Below are 20337 nucleotides of genomic sequence, written 5' to 3' on the forward strand. Positions count from 1 at the left end.
TTTAAAGAGTTTATTGGATCAATGCAAATAGTATGCAACGATACCCTTCTGAAAATCAGAATAAAAAAAATCAATCCAAGACTCAAAACTGTATGAGCTTCTGTGAAGAATTTTACAGCCATCGCAAGATCTACTGTTAGCAATTAGATGAAACAACAGGAAAAATTAAAGAGAAGATGCTTCCACCTTCTCTTTATTAAAATCTAAAAATCAAACACTTAAACCTCTTTCATTTTCCAGATCATGGAATGGGAAAGTTTTCAGAATTTTTTAAAACAAACTCCTCATCTCCTTGTTATTGCAGGAAACTTTCTACTCTTTCATACATCCAGTAACAGGCCATTACAATCACAAAAACTGAAACGGCAGATCTGTAAAGATCGATATTTTTAAACCTATTGGAAACATAGAGGATAAGGGGAAAACTTATCAGTACAATCAGGATCTGCACCAGTTCTATTCCTATATTGAAGCCTAAAACACTCCATATAAACTGACTGATATCCAGATTAAAGAACGTAATGGTATTGGCAAAAGCAAGTCCGTGCACAAATCCGAAAAGCAGGGCAATAAGAACTTCTTTCCCGAAAAAGATGGGTTTGGAGATGTTGATTCCGGACAGTAAAATGGTAATCGCAATCCCGATCTCTATATTATTCGGGTTGATGTTTATTAATTGTATGGCTCCCAAAATAAGCATCAGCGAATGTCCTATGGTAAAAGCAGTTACGATCTTTACCACTCTTTTTACCGCAGATTTTTTATTATGCAGAAGTTTCCATTTTCTGTCTTCTACAAAAAACGGGGCAACCAGAAGCAGGGAAATTAAAAACAAAATATGGTCTTTCCCTTCTAAAATATGCTTGAAACCCATTTCAACCATACTTTTGAAGCCAGTAAAAAAGCTTCCTTCCTCTAATGATATATTTAAAGGCTGAATATTTCCGTCCAGATCCCGCGCTGCAACCCCCAGAATCTGATTAGAATTCTGTACTCCTTTTTCCCAGTCGGAAGCCAACCCTATAATCGATTTGTGATTATAGATCTGGTGTACAAATGCATCGTAATGAAGGGTGAAATCTCGGGTATCTTCTTTTTTTTGTGGTTTTGCCGTAATCCTGAAATCTATTTTATCATACAGCCCGACCACAGAATCCTGTGTTATGGAGATCTTATAATCAACAAGTTTTATATTCCAGAATCTGTTCTCAGAGGAAATTTTGATATGATTCTTAAAATACTCCTGAATCTTTTTTTTCTGATCCGGTGTTATTTTACCGTTAAAAACGATTTCAAAATCACGAAGCGGCGCAGTAATATCAATCGCTGCACCGCTCGGATACATATGAAACATGACCTTCGTATCCGGCAGCGGATGCGCCGATGCAAAGACTGAAAAAAAGACAAATAAAAGAAACAGTTTCTTCAACCCTTTATTTTTTGATGAGTTTTTGTCCGCTTGTTTTTGTACCATTGTGTTGTATATTGAAGGTATAAACTCCTTTTTCAAGACTGCTTAAGTCGGCAGAGACAGAATTTTGTCCTTTCGGCAGATTGCTCTTTTCTATGCTCTTCACTAATTTTGCGCTTTGGTCATAGATGTTGATTTTTGTATTTCCTTTTTCAGAAGCTGTAAAGTTAAAAGTAGCAAAATCCTTTACCGGATTAGGATAAATCATAGGTTTAGAAATCGAAGTATTGGTTTCATCCGTAGATAAGGTATTTCCTGTTCCTCCGTAATCTGTAGTGTGATCTCTCCAAATGCTGTGAGGATGTTTCGGAGTAAGGATGATTCCGTTCTGTACAGAATATTCTATCCATACCGATGGTCCGTCTATTCTTACATAACCGTTCTGGTTACTCAGTGTGGCATCGGTAGACCATGCAATGTATGTATTATCCAGTTCATTATTATATTTTGTCATAATCGTTGCAGCATTCGTATCGTCCACATCATTTACGTAAGTTGCAATTGCATTGTAAACGAGCTGTTTCTGAGCTGTTGTTAAATTGCTTACTTTCAGTCCGGATTTTGTCGTCGGAAACAGCCAGTCTTTTCCGGGACCGCAGACCAAATCGGTATACGTTGTGGAAAGCTGTGCCGTAGTAAGCTGTGCGGAAGATAACCCGGACAACATATTCACAAGAGCCGTTTTTTCTTCAATCATTGGTTGGTAGGTTGCCGAATTATAGGTAAAAGAGGCAAAAGGTTCTGCCGCGACAAAAGAAGGAGTTGCCCCCACAAGAATTCCGTTGATATAGGTATTGGAAACTGTTCTGTGATGTCCTGTCATCTGGATTTCAAAAGTTCCTGATAAAGATGGAGTTCCGAAAAACCCAATATAAAAATTACCTTCTCCATAAGTGGTTCCGCCTCCGTTGTTAGAAAGATAATTGTCTGCCATCCAAAGTCCGTAGATCTCGTTATAGCCTTCATTTCCAGTTCCGGATAAAGCCTGAATGAGATTTCTGGCAGCAGTTAACTGAGCCGTTGTAAGAGTTCCCATTTTCAGCCCGATTCTGGGTGACATCGCAGCAGGAAGATTCGACCATGTTTTTGCATTGGCATACGTATAAGCCAGCTCCAGCGTTGCAATCTGCGAACTGGAAAGGGTAGCTTTGAAGGCATTTGCCAGATCAATAATCTGTTGTGTGGTAACCACTGTTTTCGCAGCTTTATTTTTCTTGGCAATATTCGTCATAAACGCTGCTTTTGGGGTTTCCGTATCTTTTTTAAAAAAGCTGAAAAATGAAAGTGCCGCAACAGAAGTGGCTACGGTGATGCTGAATAGTGTTTTCATTGTATAAGTGTTTAAATTATAGGTTGAGTTTGGTTAAACTTTTTTTATTAAAAATATTCTTCTTGGAAAGCGCAAAGATTTCTATGTTAATAAGCTTAAAAAAGTTTGTTTTTAAAAATTGTATTTTAAAATTAATCGTGCATTAAAGGGCGTTCCTGCGGTATAATGTATTTCTTCCACGCTTTCCGTTTCGTTTTGAAGACGGCTTTCGGTGAGGAACTGGGTTTCTTTCCATTTGGTATTGAAAATGTTATCGATATTAATTCCCACAGAAACTTTCCTGAACTGATAATTCACAGAAAAATCAGTGATAAAATACCCTTTTGCTATTACAGAATTATCCTCATTCGCAGGTCGGTCTCCTAAATATCTTGCATTGATGCCTGCCGAAAAATTCTTAAGGTTTTTCACAGACAATCCACTGACAAAGGTAGTTTTGGGAGCAAGCGGAATGTAATCGCTGCCTTTAGCTTCTTCTATGGCTCTTGCGTGGGTGTAGGTAAAATCGGTATTCCAGAAAAGCCAGTTGTTCAACTGATAACGCAATCCGACATCAACACCTTTTCTTGCTGTTTTTCCTGAGGGTTCCACCACCGCTTCATCGCCTACATAAACAAACTCCTGTTCGAGAAAAAGATACCACAATGAGGCGTTTATTAACAAGTTGGGAAGAGGTTTCCACGAAAATCCCAAATCGGCATTGTAAGAAGCCGGCAGAACATTCTTCCCTTTTTCGGCAATTACCACTCTTGCATCATTGCTGTGAAAGCCTTTTCCTAACTTCAGAAAAGCATTAAAACCTGTATTAAAAGAGTATAAAAAATTAAGTTTCGGACTAAGTACAGCTTTTGCTTCAGACTGATTCTGATAGTTTTCTGCCAATTGATCCACAACATTAAATTTGAAATAATCTACCCTCAATCCTGCATTAATCAGCCACTTTCCGAAAGAGAGATCCCAACTGCCGTACCCGAATAGATTAGTCTGATTAATATCTCCCAGACTGAGGTATTGCAAAACGGTTTGTCTGTTCTTGGTATGAGAAAGTTCTATATCCTTATTATTATCATTTCGTAAACCGCCTCCTGTTTTAAAACTGATATTGTCATTTATTTTCCCGTTGTATTCCGATTGAAATCCCACAATCGTTCTGTTGTCTTTCTGCCTGATCTGATCTCCGTTGATGGGGTCATTCATGAAAAAGGTAAAATTGGAGTACAGTTCAAAATCATATTTGTTGAAATACACCTGATTTCTGATAAAAGAATCGTCATTCATTTTTCTTTCGTATTGAAGATTGAAATTGCTTCGGCTTGTTGTGCCTCCTTCCGTATTGTCTATTGCTCCAAAATGCGAAATAAGTCCGCTGTTTACAGCTCTTTCCGGTATCTGTCCGCTTGCATCCCATTTGCTGTTAAAGTGCGAAACAGAGACAGACAGTCTGTCTTTATCGCTCAGTCTTGAAGTATATTTTCCAAAAAGGTTGATGCGGTTGAAGTTTTGAGGAGCATCAAAATAATTATCCGTCATTAAAAACTCACCTGCAAAATAGGCAGACTGGTTGTTTTTGTTGAGTAGATTAAAAATCCCGTTGGTTCTGAAGGTATTAAATTGTCCGATTTCCAATCCTAAACTGCTTTTGTCGACGAAATCTCTGGTTTTAAAAGCTACAAATCCGGCAGTGGCAAAATCGCCTTTATCCGCAAAATAAGATCCTTTATCAAAATCGATGCTTTCTACGGTTTCCGGAATCACGAAATGCAGATCGGCATATCCCTGTCCGTGAGCGTGAGACACCATATTTACAGGCATTCCGTCTACAGAAATGGCAACATCGGTTCCGTGATCGGCATCAAAACCGCGCAGAAAAATCTGCTCAGCTTTTCCTCCTCCTGCGTGCTGCCCGATAAACAGCCCCGGAACTTTTCTCAGCAGATCCTGAGATGAAGCAACAGGCTGCACCTGCAAATCGATTTTCGAAATGGTATTTAAATTTTTTAAATTTTTCGTAATGGTGATTTCTTTAATCTGAAATGATTTCTTTTCTAAAATAATATTCATGTTTTCCAGATTTTTCAGAACGATCTTTTGGGTCTCAAAATCCTGATGAACAAATTCCAGACTATCCTGCAGATTTACATTTTCCAACGAAAAATTCCCTGAAATATCGGTATGCGTATGATACAGAGATTTAGAAATATTTTTTACCAAAACATTTTCTACCGGATAACCGCTTTCATCAGAAACAATACCTCTAACAATATTCTGAGAAAATATAAAAACCGGAAAAAGAAGCAATAAAAGAAATTTCATTTCATTTTTAATTTTTTGTTGTGGATTTTTAAACCTTACAGGCTGTAAAAACCTGTAAGGTTTGAGTAAGAATCTTTTTATGAATTAGTCGTTGCATAATCGTTCACTCTGTCTCTCCAGATGGAGTGATAGTGCACTCCGCTGAGAACAATCCCGCCCTGTACGGAAAATTCGATCCACACTTTTGGGCCTGCAATTCTGAAATAATCATTTTTTACCGTCATTGAAGTATTTCCGCTGTAATAAATGTAGGTATTGTCTAATTCTGAAGTGTAGGTTGCCAGAATAGAAGCTGCATTAGTATCGGAAACATCGTTTACATACGTTTTAATCACATTCAGTACCAGTGCTTTTTGAGTCGCATCCAAAGCAGAACACTGCAACCCTGAAAAAGCAGTCGGGAAACTCCAGTTGGCGTTAGGTCCGCAAACGAGATCCGTAAACGTTGTACCGGCTTTTGCAGTAGCAAGCTGTGTGGAAGAAAGTCCGCCAAGTAAAGCAACAATAGCATTTTTCTCCTGATCCATCGGGGCATACGTTGTAGAGTTAACCGCAAAAGACAACGGTTCTGTAGCGGTGAATAAAGGAGTTGCAGCCACCAAAGCACCATTGTTATAGGTATTGGCAATGGTTTTATGATGCCCTGTAAACATAATTTCGAATTTACCTGTTGCTGAAGGAGTTCCGAAGAAAGCCAGATAAAAATTTCCTGAGCCATACGTACTTCCGCCACCATTGGCATTGAGATAGTTATCGGCATACAGCAATTGCTGAATTTCATCATAGCCTTCATTAGCAGCGGTTCCGCTCATTTCTTTAATGACGGCTTTGGCGATACCTACCTGTGTTGCATTAAGATTTCCCAAAGGAATTCCTTTTCTTGCAGACATCGTGGCAGGAAGATTAGACCATGTTTTGATGTTGGCATACGTATAATCCAACTGAAGGGCTGCAAGCTGTGAGGAAGTAAGCGTAGCTTTTAACTGTTCGGTAAGGCAGACGATTTTGGAAACGCCTGTTACGGAACCACAAGCCGTAACATCTGTAGCGGCTACGGATGCTGCTCCAGTTGTGCCCACTGCATTATCGGATGCGCCTCCTCCTGTAGTGCTTGTAGAATTACCAGAATCTGCAGAATCGCTGTCACCCGAACAAGAAACGATAACCGTACCCAGTGTAATACCCAGAATACTTACCATCGAAAGGATCTTTTTCATAATATGTTATTTTAAAATTCATTACAAAAAAAATCAATAATCCGATGGGTTTCAGGAAAGTGTGGTCAATGATAAAATAGTTGTGGTGAAAGTGTATATTTTTAATTTTAACCTCAGTTCGGGACAAGAAATAAATTTAAATAATTGATTTATAGTATTATATATTAATTTATCGCAAAGAAAAACAAAAGATTTTTTTACTTATTGAAAGTTGGTAAGCTAAACAAAGGCACTTCGTTTATTTAAAAAAGACAAAAATGGTATTACTTTGAGAAGTTTTACGCCTTTGTATATCTTAAAAGCTGAATTCCTGATAATTGAATCTCTTTGTTTAACCTTGCGGTTAAGAAGACTTATCCCGAACTCACGTTAAATTATATTTTTTTAAGAAAGTCTTCTTCATAGGTATTGCCTACGGGAAGCACAATATCTTTTATATAGACTGTTTTGTTTCTGAAGGAAGTAATTTTCGATAAAGAAACAATACTGGAACGGTGGATTCTGCAAAAACTGTTCTCAGGAAGTTTTTCCAGCAGTTCTTTTAAGGTTATTCTTACCAAAAGTGATTTTTGGTTTTCAAAGTAAAATTTCACATAGTTATCCTGTCCTTCAATATAAAGAATCTCACTGAAAACAACTTTTACCAACCCGTAATCTACCCGAAAATAGATAAAACCTTCATCGTGGGCAGAGAGTAATCTTTTTTGCTCCGCCACTCTGTCGATTGCCATTTTAAAACGCTGAAAGCTAAACGGTTTCAGCAGATAATCGAAGGCTCCGATTTCGTAGCTTTCTACGGCATATTCTTTATAAGCTGTTGTGAAGATTACCAAGGTTTCCTGAGGAAGTGTTTTATAAAAATCTATTCCTGAAGTTGCAGGCATATTAATGTCCAGAAAAAGTAAATCGACAGGGTTGTTTTCCAGAAAATATCTTGCCTCGCTGGTTTTGAGGAAGGTCTTTTTTAAATCAACAGTATCAATATTCGCGCAAAATGCTTCTATAATCTCTAAAGATGGCAATTCATCGTCCAGTGCAATTGCTGTAATCATATCAAATTAATTTTCAGGTTTACAACAAATGCTTTTGGATCTTCTTTTATTTCCAGCGTGTGTTTCTGAGGATAATAAAGCATCAGTCTTTCTTTTGTATTCTTAATTCCGATATTGCTGGACTCTATATTTTTAGTGGTTACGATTCTGTTGAAAACCGTAAAATTCAATTCATTTTCCTTTATAGAGATTCCAATTTTTATTTCAGAATTTTCATCCGGATTTACGCCATATTTGAAGGCATTTTCCACAAAAGTGAACAAGATGAGGGGAGCAATTTTTTTATTATAAAAATTCCCTTCTTTTTCAAATTCGATTATAACGGAATTTCTTAGTCTTGATTTCTGTAGTTCGATATAATTGCTGATGTATTGGATTTCCTTTTCCAGCAACACTTCATTTTGATAGGAATCCTGTAACAAATACCGCATAAAATCTGAAAAAATCAAGACCGTATCTGCCGTTTTATCATCTTTTTTTATGGCGGAAGCGTATATGCTGTTGAGGGTATTAAACAAAAAATGGGGATGAATCTGTAATTTGAGATGAGAAAGTTCTGCCTGCAATTTTTCGTTTTTTATTTTTTGATTCTGCATTCTCTCGAACCAGAATGTGGAAAAAAACACGGTTCCTCCAAACAGGAATACCAAATGATCCACATCTGAAAAAAATATCTGAATTTTATGAAAAATTGTCTGATCATGGGATCTCGGATGGATGGGCAGCTCCGGAAAATCAGAAGGAAGGTGGGAGCCGAAAAGCATCCAGGGCAGAAGCAGAACAACCAACAGTCCGCCAAAAACGGAAAACCCGTATTGCAGATACTTCTTCTGAAATAAAAGTCGCGGGATAAGGTAAGTATAATTGATGTAAAAAAAGATGAGGATAAGCAAATTGCCCAATATATTTTCTGATAATTCCTTAAAATAATGCGGCTCTGAGCTCTCCATTGGAAACGCAGGAAATACAACGGGCTGTAACAGAAAAATCAGTACCCCTATAAAAATAAATACTTTTCTTTTGCTCATACTTATTCTGCAAAATTATTGTTTTTGTACTTGCAAAAATAAAAATGTTGTGAAGAGGGATATTTTTGGGGTGAATGTTTATTTAACAGGATTTCAAAAAGTGGCTTCGGCTCCGCTCAGCCACCTTCGTTTTACATTCAGCCACCTGGTTATATGCTCAGTTACCTTAGTTTTATATTCAGCCATCTGTTTATTCTCCTTTTCAAAATATTCTTAACTTTTAGTACTAAAAAAATCAAAATACAACAGGTGGCTTCGGCTCCGCTCAGCCATCTTTTGTGTTTCAGAAATAATCTTAGTTAATTATCAAATTCCAAGCTATGTTGTCTCCGGCTTCTCATAATGTCCTAGCCACGGCAGTTCGCACCTGCAATCACCCCTACTTTTCCAGAAAATCCTCCGAGGATTTCTTTTGTAACTCGTGCCATTTTGTGCATTTTTACTGGTTAACAGAACGAAGGTATTACAGAATTTTCCCATTTCAGGCACCTGTGAAAAAGATGACCGGTTTTGACTGCTTTTGACCGGTTTGAAAACCCATTTATTCGGATCATGTTCGGGTCTTCTTCGGATCGGCTTCGGAAAAATGGGATTTTTTCCGAAGGATGACCGAACAACAGTCGAAGGATTTCGGGAGAATTCTGAGTGGTTTTTGATTGGGGAATGATAATTTAGGTTAAAAAACATGACCGTTTTTGTAATCAAAAAACTAAATCTTGAAATAAAAAAGAGTCCGTCTCACAACTAATGAAAACGGACTTTTTTATGTTTTTTCTCGACCTTCTGATGGAGAATGGTTTTCGTACAGTGAATCTCAACCCATATCATAGAGTTATGATACAAACTCTTTTTATGTGGTTTCACCCGGGTTCGAATCAGAGACACTGAGATTATTAACTTCTACCTCTAAATAACTGATATAAAAAAACTTATGAAACACTATTAATATCACTCATTTATAAAGAAACAGAATAATCTCAATGATATCATGATTTTATATTCCGGTTACTCTTTCAATTACTATTAATTAATAAAAATTTTCCTCCATTTGGCAATTGTATTACGGCTTAGATTAAAATGTTTTGCAAGAGCAACATTGTTGTAATGATTCTTCTTCTGATAATCTAAAATTTTCAGTATGGTCTCTTTATCATAGGATTTATGTTTCTGGTTGAGTCTGTTTATGCTGTCATCACCCTTACCAAATATAATTTTATTAATTCTTATTACATCTAATACCGTTAAGTGATTCTGTAAAAGCGGTAAAAGCTCTTCTTTTCTTTTTGTAAATTTTTTCTCTACAATGTCTCTGAAAATTTTGTTATAATCAGGCTGTTCAAATTTTCCCATTTACAATATAGTTAAGATTATATATTATTTATATTCTAAATTAATGCAGGTTTTTGGTTATTTACTTTCATTGTACATTTCTGTCTGAATATTACATCTGAGAATACTTATTAATCCACTTATAAAGCGTATTTTTAGGAATTCTATATTCGTCAATTATTTCTTTTTTATCCTTCTCTCCTTTTTCAATTAATTCCAGAATAAATTCTATTATTTCTTTCGTATAGATGTTCTTACGAAATTGAGGAAGAGTTGAATTTTTACTATTTTTTGAAACACTACTTTGTGGAGGGGAATAAAGAATCAAATGTTGAGTATATATTCTGAAAAAATCAAACTTTAATAATTTACTCCATTTGAGAAGCAAATCGGTTTCCAGATTTTCGGAAGCATACATCATTTGTATTTTTTCCTCATCACAATCAAAAAAATTACAAATTCTGTCCAGCGTTATATCTTCATGCTCCAAAACTTTACTTTTTATTAGATGTCCTATGTGTATATTTTTAAAATTAAATTTCATTTTTAATCATTTTAGTTTTTAATAATCGTTGTTTTATAGATTATATGATGACCATCAAACAATTTTAAAATATATGATCCTGTGCTTAAGTTTTTCAGAAATATACTGTTGTGAAATTTTGATTTCGGAATAATAATCCTTCCTGATAAATCCAATATTTCATATTCTGAAACATTTTTATCGCTTACTACAGTCAGCCAGTCATTTACAGGGTTGGGTACTACTTTTATATCACTTTCTGTTTTTTTAATATCAGCAGTTGACAGTACTCCGGTAATAGTAAGTTGTCTTTTATTGGAACTTTCCTGAACACAGACACCCATTGCAACAATCTCGTTAAATGTCTTTCCAATAAATGACGAAGGCGAAGCTGTATTGATATATGAAAGTCCTTTCACGGTATAAGAGCCTATTGGTAATACTGTAAAATCCGCTGTCGGATGAAAAGCCTCTACCTTATTTGTACTGTTGTTCACTGCAATATAAGTATAGTTGTAACCTGATGGTGTATTTATGGTTTCATAAACCATTCCGGGTCCGTTAAAAGTCAATGTGTAAGTATTGGCATTGGCAGGATTACTAAAATTACATAAATACATAAAATAATTTGTTCCCTCGTTAAGTACTACGGATCTTGTGGAACCGGAAGCATTTACAACTCCATAATATGCCCCTGTAGAGTTTGATGTTAAAAAACCTGACAAATTAGGTGGTGTAGCTGTATACACTGAAGTTATAAGAAAGCCGGAATTTTTAGAAATCGTATAATTTCCTGTCTGCGTTACCCGAAACTGCACAAGATGAGTGGGATAATTATCATTGAAGCTGATGGGTGTTACATTATCTGCACTGGAATACCCATGTATTGCTGAATTTGTAGACGGCGCATTAAAAATGATCGATTTTGTACTAAAAGGTTCACTGGCTGCCGCTGCACCTGTCATATTAAGATTCGCAACCGCAGATCCTGCATAAGTTGTTACAGCAAAAGTGGGACTGATGTAACTTCTAAATGCTTCACAAGCTGATGCTATGGTAAAATTATTATCCGAGATATCAAAAAATTCTGCATTTGGATTGAGCAATGCACTTACTTTTATTATTGCCTTAGTTGTAGCTGGAATATTGGGAATTGTTACAACATAACTTCCGTTGTTTAAAATATTGCTCGCTAAAATATAAGGAAAACTCAAACCTCCATCAATAGATAAAAACAGATTAACGGTATTAGCTATTGAGTTTGTATTATTTACATTCCAGCTTATCATAGCACTGCTATTGGCATTCAGCGTTATTCCTGAGGCATTTGGATAGCTTACACTTAAAGGTCCGCAATCAGCAACCGTAACATTAAGATCATCTGAATCAATCCCTCCGTTTGAAGCATTATTATCCCGAACAGTTAATCTCAGATTGATATTTCTTGCAACGTTGGGCAATGCTTCTCCCTCATTCAGTGGAGGAACATTCTGGTTATTGAGGATGAAATTCAGTTTTGGAAAATATCTTTCTCCATTTATATTACTTTTAACCGATCTGAAAAGCGGTGCAGTAGCGCTGTTAACCGCAGTATAACCACCAACACCATTTAATGTGGCTCCAAATGCACCTTTATCATTAGCCGTAGCAGCATCATTTTCTTCCCAGGTATAAGAAAGATTGGCATCATTCGCATCCGTTCCTGTTCCCAAGAGCCTGAAAGGTGTATTTTTGGGTATGGTAATATCGGCTCCTGCATTGGCAGCAGGCGGTGTATTACTGCTTGTAACGATTGTATAGCATGTAGAAAGGGTCTGTATTCTGTTCAGAATCTGATCCAGACTTCTTGCATGAAAGTAGGATTCATAATTATTATAAGGGTATCTCTGGTCTACAGGATAAGAACAGTTTGTTCCATATGCCATAAGAGTGGCTCCGCTCCCGGGTTCTACTGCTCCGCTACTGCTCCAGCTATTGGCGCAAAAAGTATCTCCGGGGGAGTCTCCTCCTGTAGCATTGTAGCTATGGCTTGCCCCGAATTGATGTCCCATTTCGTGAGCTATAAGATTTGTAACAAATCCCAGACTGTTTTGTGCTCCCCAGTTAGACCACCCCAAAGCTTTTGAAGAATCATTACAAGGCTGCCCGCCAGCTGTTCCGCTTGCTCCTCCCGAAGTACTTATATTTACCGTATGTCCTATATCATATTTATTATAAGTAAGAAGTCCTGAATTATTCATTATTACAAAACCTGCCTGGCCTGCACTTCCTCCGGTTCCTGTAAACGGATCTGTAGCAGAGTTGGTGAAAAGAATGCTTTTGTTCAGTGTTTCGGATATCAAAGTAAAAGTAACGGAAACTTCAGATTCATAGATAAGATTAACTGCATTAATCTTGGATACAATTTCATTAAGAACTGCATCCGCACTGCCTAATGATTCTACCGATTCGCCTGTGGCTGCAACAGCCATACGATATTTTCTGAGCTGTGATCCGATCGGAAAATTGGTTACTGATTTTGATATTATGGAACCATCATGAGTTTTTGAAAGGAAATCTTCAACATTCGCACTGCAGATAAAAGCCTCTTTTTTCATGGCTTCACTTAAGCTGTATATTCTGTAATGATCTGAAGAAGAGCTCCCTGATCTTTCCAATGCATAATATTTACCCTGATAAGTTTTAATAATTGCACTCAGCCTATTATTGTATAAAGAGAGTTTCATTGAAAACTTTCCATCTTCACTTTTACCGTCAAATGTTATAATCGACGCAATTCTATCCGGTATAAGATCATTCTCATTTAAAATAAATTTTACCAGACCGTTCTCAGGAAGAAGGATTGATATATTTCCCTTCATTTTCTGAGACGTTTCTTTCTTTTTATAAAACTGAGTCTCAAACTTTTTAAAATCTATCTTGATTTCAGTGTCTGAAGAAGTCTGTTCTAATGAATTTTGTCCCAGAATAGTAATGGAAATAAATGTATAAAATAAAATGACTATTTTTTTCATATTCTACTTTTTAAAGCAATCAATTAAAAACATGTTGTTTAAAGTAAAGAACTTAGAATCTCAAGTATCTGAAGTTTATTTTAAAATCTCTAACCCGATCATTTTGAAAATCCAGATACAGTGTTGCCTGTTTGCCCCACCAGGTTGTATACAGTTCATAGCTCCAATGATCCGACGGATAAAAATTAAATTCCTGTCCCAGAATGGAAATAACTTCCTGTTTGGTTTTTCCTATGAGATATTTATATTTTTCAGACATATAGAGCTGGCAATGTTTGAAATGAACAGCTTAAAAAGTAAAATTTTAAGCTGTTCACATTTTTATATTTTAATGTTATGGTTTCCAGAATGTCCACTTCTGTCCATTAAAAACCACCAAACGATGTTTGTCTGCAGTTGCTCCTTTCAGAAAAACCATCATTCCGGGTGACGGATTCTTGATGTTGGTATAATTGGTAACTATAGGAAGAACCATGGCTTTGTTTCCTGAATCCAAAACCAGAACACCGTCCGTTGTTGTGGCAGAATTTCCGATCACAGCTTTTGCTCCGGCTTTGTCTGCCAGTGGAGCCGCCTGAGGATTTTTCACTACCGTTTCTACCGCTGTGCTGTAGCCTGATTGTACACTGAGATCTGTCCAGCCTGTGTTCTCATTTTTTACTTTAACTTTATATTCCGATGATGCAGACACATCAAAAATAAAAGTACCACCTTTAGCATTATTGGCTCCTGCAGGAACCGTTTCTACATAAGGGAGAACAATTCCTTTGTTATTTGTATCCCCGAATTCCAGTAAAACGGAAGCACTGCTTAAATCGTAATTGGTAGGATTAATTGTTTTCTCCCCGATTCTTACCTGAGAAAATGATAAAACCGAGGTGTATATTCCGATAAGTATGATTATTTTTTTCATTGTTTTATATTTATATTTGATAACACAATGGGCATGGTCAATAAACACCATTACCCAATGGTATTAAAAAGTTATGGACAAGTCTGTGTATTAAAGCATTTCCAGCCTTCACCGGATCCGGATCCTGTATAGATTTTCAGACATCCTTTGCCCGAATTTTCATCCGTATCAAACACCATCATTCCCACAACAGGAATAGCAATACTTCCTTCAGGATTAGAATTTCTGGTAATCACGAAACCTTTCGTTTTTGATTCTAATACGGTATACGCCGAATTTCTCAGCATCGGCCAGTTTCCATTGCCTGCTCCTGCTCTTCCTAATAGGGTAATCCCATGTTTTACCGGAACTGAACTGCCTGTATCGGTAGGTGATTCATAGCAAACCGCCAGATTGATTCCGAAATCAATACCATCCAAATCAACATTGGTTACAACTACCGTAGTGATTCCATCTGTAGGAGTGCTGTCTGTAGATGTAACATTAACATAGTTTGGCGGCAATGAAGATGAAACAGGGGCCGTTGCTCCCACTGTCTGCATTGCGTTTGTAAGTATTATGGTATAGGTTCCTGCGATTACATTGCTGAAACTGTATATTCCGGTTGCAGTACTCACCATTTGGGAATTTACAATGATCCCGTTTGGATCTACCAGATTTGCATATACATTACCCGCAGTATAAGGTACTCCGCTTGGTATTCCTCCATCCGTATCGGTATAAACTTTTCCACGGACAATCTGCTTGGTAAAGTTATTGGTTCCGGAGAAATCACAGCCAAAGTTAACTGACGCATAACGATTAGCAAGATTTGAACTGATGCTTCCGGTTCCTCCTCCATTAATTACAATCTCATTATCTAATTTAAAGCTAAACTCATTGGCATAACCGTAATTTCCATAAGCAGAATACTGAGGATCTACTCCTATACCCGGTTGTGAAGTTCCATTAGATTTCACAACATTTCCTGTAACAATCTGTGTTGTAGGGGTACTCGTTAAAATCTGAGCCGGAAGCGGAGATAAAAACTCTACACTTTCAATCACATTTATTGTTGAAGACAGCGATCCGTCATTATCCAGTACCTGCACAATAGACGGTACACTGTAAGGTGTATTCGTTCCTGCTTTGTATATTGTAACTTTCCAGGTTGAAGACTGGTGATAAGTTCCATTCGGAATGTTATTTATATTTCCTGTCGTACTTCTTATAAAACCAGGCTGAAAATTATTTTCAATACCTGCAGTAGATTGGGGAACATCAAAAACAAAATTATAATTCGATTGTAATAAAGATGACCCATAATCCAACGCTGTAAGTTCAAACACAACGTCTGCTTGCTGGCTCACTCCCGTTCCTCCAATAGCATTACTGTATTTATATTTTGCGCCTACCGTATTTGCCGTACCGGAAATCAAAACTCCTCCGGATAAATTTAACTTAGTTGCCGTACTTCCCATACATTCATTCTGAACCACAGGTGCTGTCGTTGCCGAAGATGTATTGTTGCCAGAAACAGGATCTGATACATTTCCACTAACAGTAGCTGTATTCAGATACGTTCCTGTAGAATTTGCTAAAGCCGTTATGGTGAGAGTACTTGCTGCTCCGTTGGCTAAATTTCCAATTGCCCAAATCCCTGTTGCCGGGGTATAAGAACCTGAGGTTGCTGTAGAACTCTGATAGGTATAACCGCTAGGCAAGAGATCTGTTACAGAAACTCCGGCAGCAGCATCAGGGCCGTTATTGGTAACCACCAAACTAAATTGTACAGGGCTGCCTACATTTGGTGTGGCATTATTAACAGTTTTCACAATCGAAAGATCCGCTACAGGATCAATAATCGTATAAATTGCAGATACAATACTCTGGAAACATCCCGCAGCTGGTGCTATTAATACATTTCCAGTAGAATTCTGTATAGAAAACTGAATCGTTTCATTAGATTCTGATATATTATCCTGATTGATCTGAATATAAGGCGCTAAACTAATAGCAGTTGCATCTGTTCCATCATAATTTCCTGCAGGTATTGTTACTGTAATTAATCCTGTTGCAGGTATTGTAGTATAATCTACTCCTCTGGTGGCTGTACCTCCGGTTATATTAATCTGAATGGTCTGTGCTGTGGTAACACTCCCATTGATGGTTAATTTTGGAAGATTAGCACTCGGTATTGTTTCCAGACCACTGCTGGACGCGGTTGATAAATTGGCAATACTGTTGAGAGAAGTTATCGACACATCATCAATAAAGTTACCGCCACCCAATCCACTAGACGCCGTACTTTTTGCATAATATGAAAAAAATACTGTTTTTGCCACCCCTGAAGTATTGTTCCAGGTTCCGGTATATCTTGTCCATCCTCTAACATCGGTTGCACTTTGTGTTAATCCTGTATTAATCGTGCTATTCCCTGTTAAAATAAAAGAATGGGTTCCGCCTTGTCCATTATTGTCTGAAAACTCCGCAACGTTTTGATCATCTATACGCAACCCCATTACATCAACTCCATTTCTTCCCCGGTGCAGAAATGACCACGTAAAACTTTCTCCGGGTAGAACACATATTGGTTCTTGTTCAAGCATTCCATTGGTATAAGCATTTAATTCTGCCCAAAATGATCCCTGAGATGATAAAACCGGAGAACCTCCTTCCAGTTGTCCATCACTCCAGTATTCAATTAAACTGCCTTGCGTAGGAATTACCGGGGTTCTGTTGCCGGGCATTGCTGCCGCTTCCGTAGTGCTCCATCCTCTTACATCGCCTTCTCTTGGCATACCAGCACCATCAAGTTCAAAACCACCGTTTACAAAATTTCTTACTGCTGGTTTAGTAGAGGCAAATACCTGCAATTCTGTAAATTCGAGGTTGTCATCCTGCAAATTAAGAATCAGCACATATCTTGCTTTATGTATACCAACGTGCATATTGATTTGCCCACCAGGGAAAGCCGGTCCTCTCTTAGAATTATCTACAGCGGGAACCGGACCGCCTCCCAACACAGTCTGGGAATCCACAAATCCTGCAGGATCTGTATATACTAATCTGTTGTATAAATAACAGGTATTATTAGCAGCAATATAAGTATTCGGATTAAATCCTAAATTACCTCCCACTGTGCTGGGATAGGTAATCAGCATAAATCTTCTGGAACGTCCGTTATCCGGAACTACCGATCCTAATGTTACGTTATCGATAATATAGTCTGAACCCAGATCCACCAGAAAATATTCTGCATTAGGCGGAACTGCAGCATTACCTGTAATCGCAGCTGTATTAAAATTACCATCTACCAGATTAGACAGTGAACTTCCGCCTGCCGAAGAGGTTACGGTTTTTCCCAGTGCCAAATTCGTCTGGGCATTTGCTCCGCTTGCTAATAAGAAAAGCAGGCAAACCAAAAATAGTTTTATGTTGTTCATTTTTATACTTTATATAAATCTTAATTATTATGTAACCATATTCCATTATCTGTCTGAAAACCTGTAGCTTTAATCTCTTTCAGTAGAGTGAATCCTTAAAACAAAATGTTTGACAAACCCTATGACTATTTTGAAGATGACAGATATTGATCTTTATACAATAAATGGCGGAGGCTTGTTGAAAAATTGATACCATTTTCCTGAATCCTTAAAAAACAGATAGAAATAGGTGTTTTTTCTGATGAAATGTTCTTTAAATAGTCTTATTAAGAAAACATAATTATTAAAGTTATTTTTGATATCGGGATTTGTATTCGAAGAAAAAACAGCAGAAATCTTTTTCACCAGTGAAGTTGAAAAAAGCCAATCATCATCTGAACTCTTATATGTTTTTATTTGTGTTTTTTTTTCAGAGCGATTTTTTCTGCTGTCTACTGAACCTAATTTAGTATCTGTTTTTTGAATGTTCTTATGTTGCTTAGTCTGTTTTTTTCTGATAACGAAAAGAGATTTTCTTTCTGCTTTTACTTTATCTGCAGTGGGATCTGAATCATAATTTTCAATAATTATTGCGCCTCCCATCTTTATGATTTGGGTATTAACGACATCCTGTGAGTGCATACAACACCCGCAGGAAAAAGACAGTAAAAACCCTAACCAGAATTTCATCATTTTCTGTTGAAGAAAGACTTTATTCTTTCCGTTGTGTCTGCGAAATTATATACCTACGAGTGCAAATGATGAAAATGAGGTATTAAAAAGTATTAATAAAAAGAAGAAATAATTAAAATATTCATTAATTTTAAAAAATTAATAGTCTAATAATCAACAAATTAAATTTATCGATATATTAATAATGTTTTACAGCAATTTTTTATCGTATATGTTTGCAGTCAACAAGTAATTCAATGAAGAAAAATCTATCTTTTTTTATTCTGTTCTTTTTTACATTCTGTTTCTCGCAGGAAGAATATCTTCAGAAACTCAAAAAAAGAATTGAGTATAACATCGATAATAAAACACAACTCCAAAAAATTGCAGATCTTGAAAAAAATAAATTCGGAAAAACAAAAGACAGCCTTTATTTTATCTCTTATAAATATGCACTTCTATTTACTTTTAATCAGGATAAAAAAGACAGAATTTCCCATTTTCTTACGCTTATGGAATTATGGAAAGCCAATAACAACAAATACTCTATTGTTATCACCGATGTTAATTTTTCTCTGGCTCTGCATTTTGAAAATTACTCCAGTAATCTGAGCTTTTACTACCTGAATCAATCAATAGAAAACGAGCTCAAAATTAAAAACTCCAAATCTTTACCTCATCTATATCACGTTAAAGGCAGGCTGTATTACAATGAGAAAAAATATGACAAAGCCAATGAATATTTCACAAAAGCCCTTAAGCTTTACGCTCCCGACCAATATTTATATATCTCATCCATGTACAATAATTTCGGATTGGTTTATATAAAAAAAGATGAAAGCAACAACGCTATTCAGGAATTTAAAAAAGCTTTAGAAATTCTGACTAAGAAAAAAAACATGACCCATCAAGAACATTTGTTTTTTTTACATATTAGTGAGAATCTTGCAGAAGCGTATATAAAAAACGGCAACCGAAATGAAGCTCAGGCGTTATTAGAAAATCTTTTTAACCAAAATAAAAACAGAGAAGATCTTGTGCGGGATCTGGTGATTATCTGCAAAGATTTATATGGAGTTTATAAATCTGATCAGAATACAGGAAAAATGAATGTTATTATTGATTATCTGAAAAATTCAGAAAAAAAATCACCCGATTTTGATACCCGATTACTTATATCTGAAACCCTTACAGATTATTATTTCAACCTCAAAAATTATAATGAAGCCAAAGTCTATCATTTTAAAACACTTCAGATTAAAGATAAAATGATAGCAGACAACAAGGAAATGATGGGATATTTAAATGAAGCTTTAAATAAAACCATCATTAAAAACATTAATCAGAAGTATGATAATGAGATACATTCTCAAAAAGTGCAAAGATCATGGATTATTCTTATCGGCATTATTATTATTTCATTTTTAACCTATTTTTTCATTTCTACATTCAAGAAAAGAAAAATAGAAAAAGAAATGAACGCTCAGCAGAAAACAATCTCAGACCAGAAAGAATTAATCTTACAGCAGAATCTGAAATTGCAGGAAGAGAAAATAAGAAATCTGCATCTTAATCTCAATATAAAGCAGGAAACCGCAAAAGCATTTTTAGAAAAAATTAAGAAGGCCAGAAAGTCTAACCTGAACAATCCGGAAAGTATACTTAAAGAGCTTTATTTCGACTTAAACAATTTAATAAATATTGATAAAAGAAATATTGATTTTACTGAACAAAACTCTGTGGAGAACCAAAACTTCATCAAAAAACTATCCGAACAATACCCTATCCTTTCGGAGCAGGAACTTCAGTTATGTGTTTATTTCAGGCTGAATTTAAGCGCAAAGGAAATTTCAATGTTAGAAAAAATTACCGATGGCAGCGTTCGCGTTTATAAGAGTAAAATTAAATCTAAAATGAACATCCCAAAGGAAAAAAGCATTGAAGAGTCTCTACAAAATATATAATATAAACCGGTTTATACTTAATCTGTTTTAAAGTTATTCAATTTGATTGTGATTGTCAGAAAACACATTTTTTATCCTCAAATTATTCTTAATTTGATTTTTCAGGA

14 protein-coding genes are annotated in these 20337 nt (G+C 36.2%); 1 reads left to right on the forward strand and 13 read right to left on the reverse strand.

What is annotated here, in order from left to right; translation table 11 throughout:
• Window positions 1–295: 295 nt before the first annotated feature.
• The 13 genes from QWT87_RS03525 to QWT87_RS03585 form a co-directional block, all read right to left on the reverse strand.
• The gene (locus tag QWT87_RS03525; protein WP_302713674.1) at window positions 296–1429 is read right to left on the reverse strand and encodes a HupE/UreJ family protein; all 1134 of its coding nucleotides are present in this window, start codon (window positions 1427–1429) and stop codon (window positions 296–298) included.
• 4 nt (window positions 1430–1433) lie between these two features.
• The gene (locus QWT87_RS03530) at window positions 1434–2801 is read right to left on the reverse strand and encodes a DUF3500 domain-containing protein (protein WP_302713676.1); all 1368 of its coding nucleotides are present in this window, start codon (window positions 2799–2801) and stop codon (window positions 1434–1436) included.
• Window positions 2802–2912: 111 nt separating this feature from the next.
• Complete coding sequence (locus tag QWT87_RS03535; protein WP_302713678.1) at window positions 2913–5114, reverse strand: TonB-dependent receptor; 2202 nt, start codon at window positions 5112–5114, stop codon at window positions 2913–2915.
• Between the two features lie 77 nt (window positions 5115–5191).
• Complete coding sequence (locus tag QWT87_RS03540; RefSeq protein WP_302713679.1) at window positions 5192–6331, reverse strand: DUF3500 domain-containing protein; 1140 nt, start codon at window positions 6329–6331, stop codon at window positions 5192–5194.
• Window positions 6332–6705: 374 nt separating this feature from the next.
• Window positions 6706–7383, reverse strand: a complete 678-nt coding sequence (locus QWT87_RS03545) for a LytR/AlgR family response regulator transcription factor (RefSeq protein WP_302713680.1) — start codon at window positions 7381–7383, stop codon at window positions 6706–6708.
• Entirely contained in the window at window positions 7380–8411 is a 1032-nt protein-coding gene (locus QWT87_RS03550) for a sensor histidine kinase (RefSeq protein WP_302713681.1), read from the reverse strand. The genes QWT87_RS03545 and QWT87_RS03550 overlap by 4 nt, the downstream gene beginning before the upstream one ends.
• A gap of 1023 nt (window positions 8412–9434) precedes the next feature.
• The gene (locus QWT87_RS03555) at window positions 9435–9761 is read right to left on the reverse strand and encodes a helix-turn-helix domain-containing protein (RefSeq protein ID WP_288461544.1); all 327 of its coding nucleotides are present in this window, start codon (window positions 9759–9761) and stop codon (window positions 9435–9437) included.
• A gap of 91 nt (window positions 9762–9852) precedes the next feature.
• Complete coding sequence (locus QWT87_RS03560) at window positions 9853–10284, reverse strand: transposase (protein ID WP_076392955.1); 432 nt, start codon at window positions 10282–10284, stop codon at window positions 9853–9855.
• A gap of 11 nt (window positions 10285–10295) precedes the next feature.
• On the reverse strand, window positions 10296–13277 hold the full coding sequence (locus tag QWT87_RS03565; protein ID WP_302713685.1) for a reprolysin-like metallopeptidase: 2982 nt from the start codon (window positions 13275–13277) through the stop codon (window positions 10296–10298).
• Between the two features lie 52 nt (window positions 13278–13329).
• The gene (locus QWT87_RS03570) at window positions 13330–13536 is read right to left on the reverse strand and encodes a hypothetical protein (protein ID WP_087708811.1); all 207 of its coding nucleotides are present in this window, start codon (window positions 13534–13536) and stop codon (window positions 13330–13332) included.
• A 75-nt stretch (window positions 13537–13611) separates the two neighbouring features.
• Window positions 13612–14190: a hypothetical protein gene (locus tag QWT87_RS03575; RefSeq protein ID WP_185206909.1), complete on the reverse strand. Its 579-nt coding sequence runs from the start codon at window positions 14188–14190 to the stop codon at window positions 13612–13614.
• Window positions 14191–14261: 71 nt separating this feature from the next.
• Window positions 14262–17615, reverse strand: coding sequence for a DUF11 domain-containing protein (locus QWT87_RS03580; RefSeq protein ID WP_302713690.1), 3354 nt, complete (start codon window positions 17613–17615; stop codon window positions 14262–14264).
• Window positions 17616–17768: 153 nt separating this feature from the next.
• Entirely contained in the window at window positions 17769–18287 is a 519-nt protein-coding gene (locus QWT87_RS03585; protein WP_302713692.1) for a hypothetical protein, read from the reverse strand.
• A gap of 236 nt (window positions 18288–18523) precedes the next feature.
• Here QWT87_RS03585 and QWT87_RS03590 point away from each other — a divergent pair, with 236 nt between their 5' ends.
• A complete protein-coding gene (locus tag QWT87_RS03590) occupies window positions 18524–20230 on the forward strand; it encodes a tetratricopeptide repeat protein (protein ID WP_302713694.1) in 1707 nt (568 codons plus the stop codon).
• Window positions 20231–20337: the final 107 nt, after the last annotated feature.

The sequence above is a fragment of the Chryseobacterium urinae genome, from assembly GCF_030518295.1.
GTDB classification, from domain to species: Bacteria; Bacteroidota; Bacteroidia; order Flavobacteriales; family Weeksellaceae; genus Chryseobacterium; species Chryseobacterium mucoviscidosis.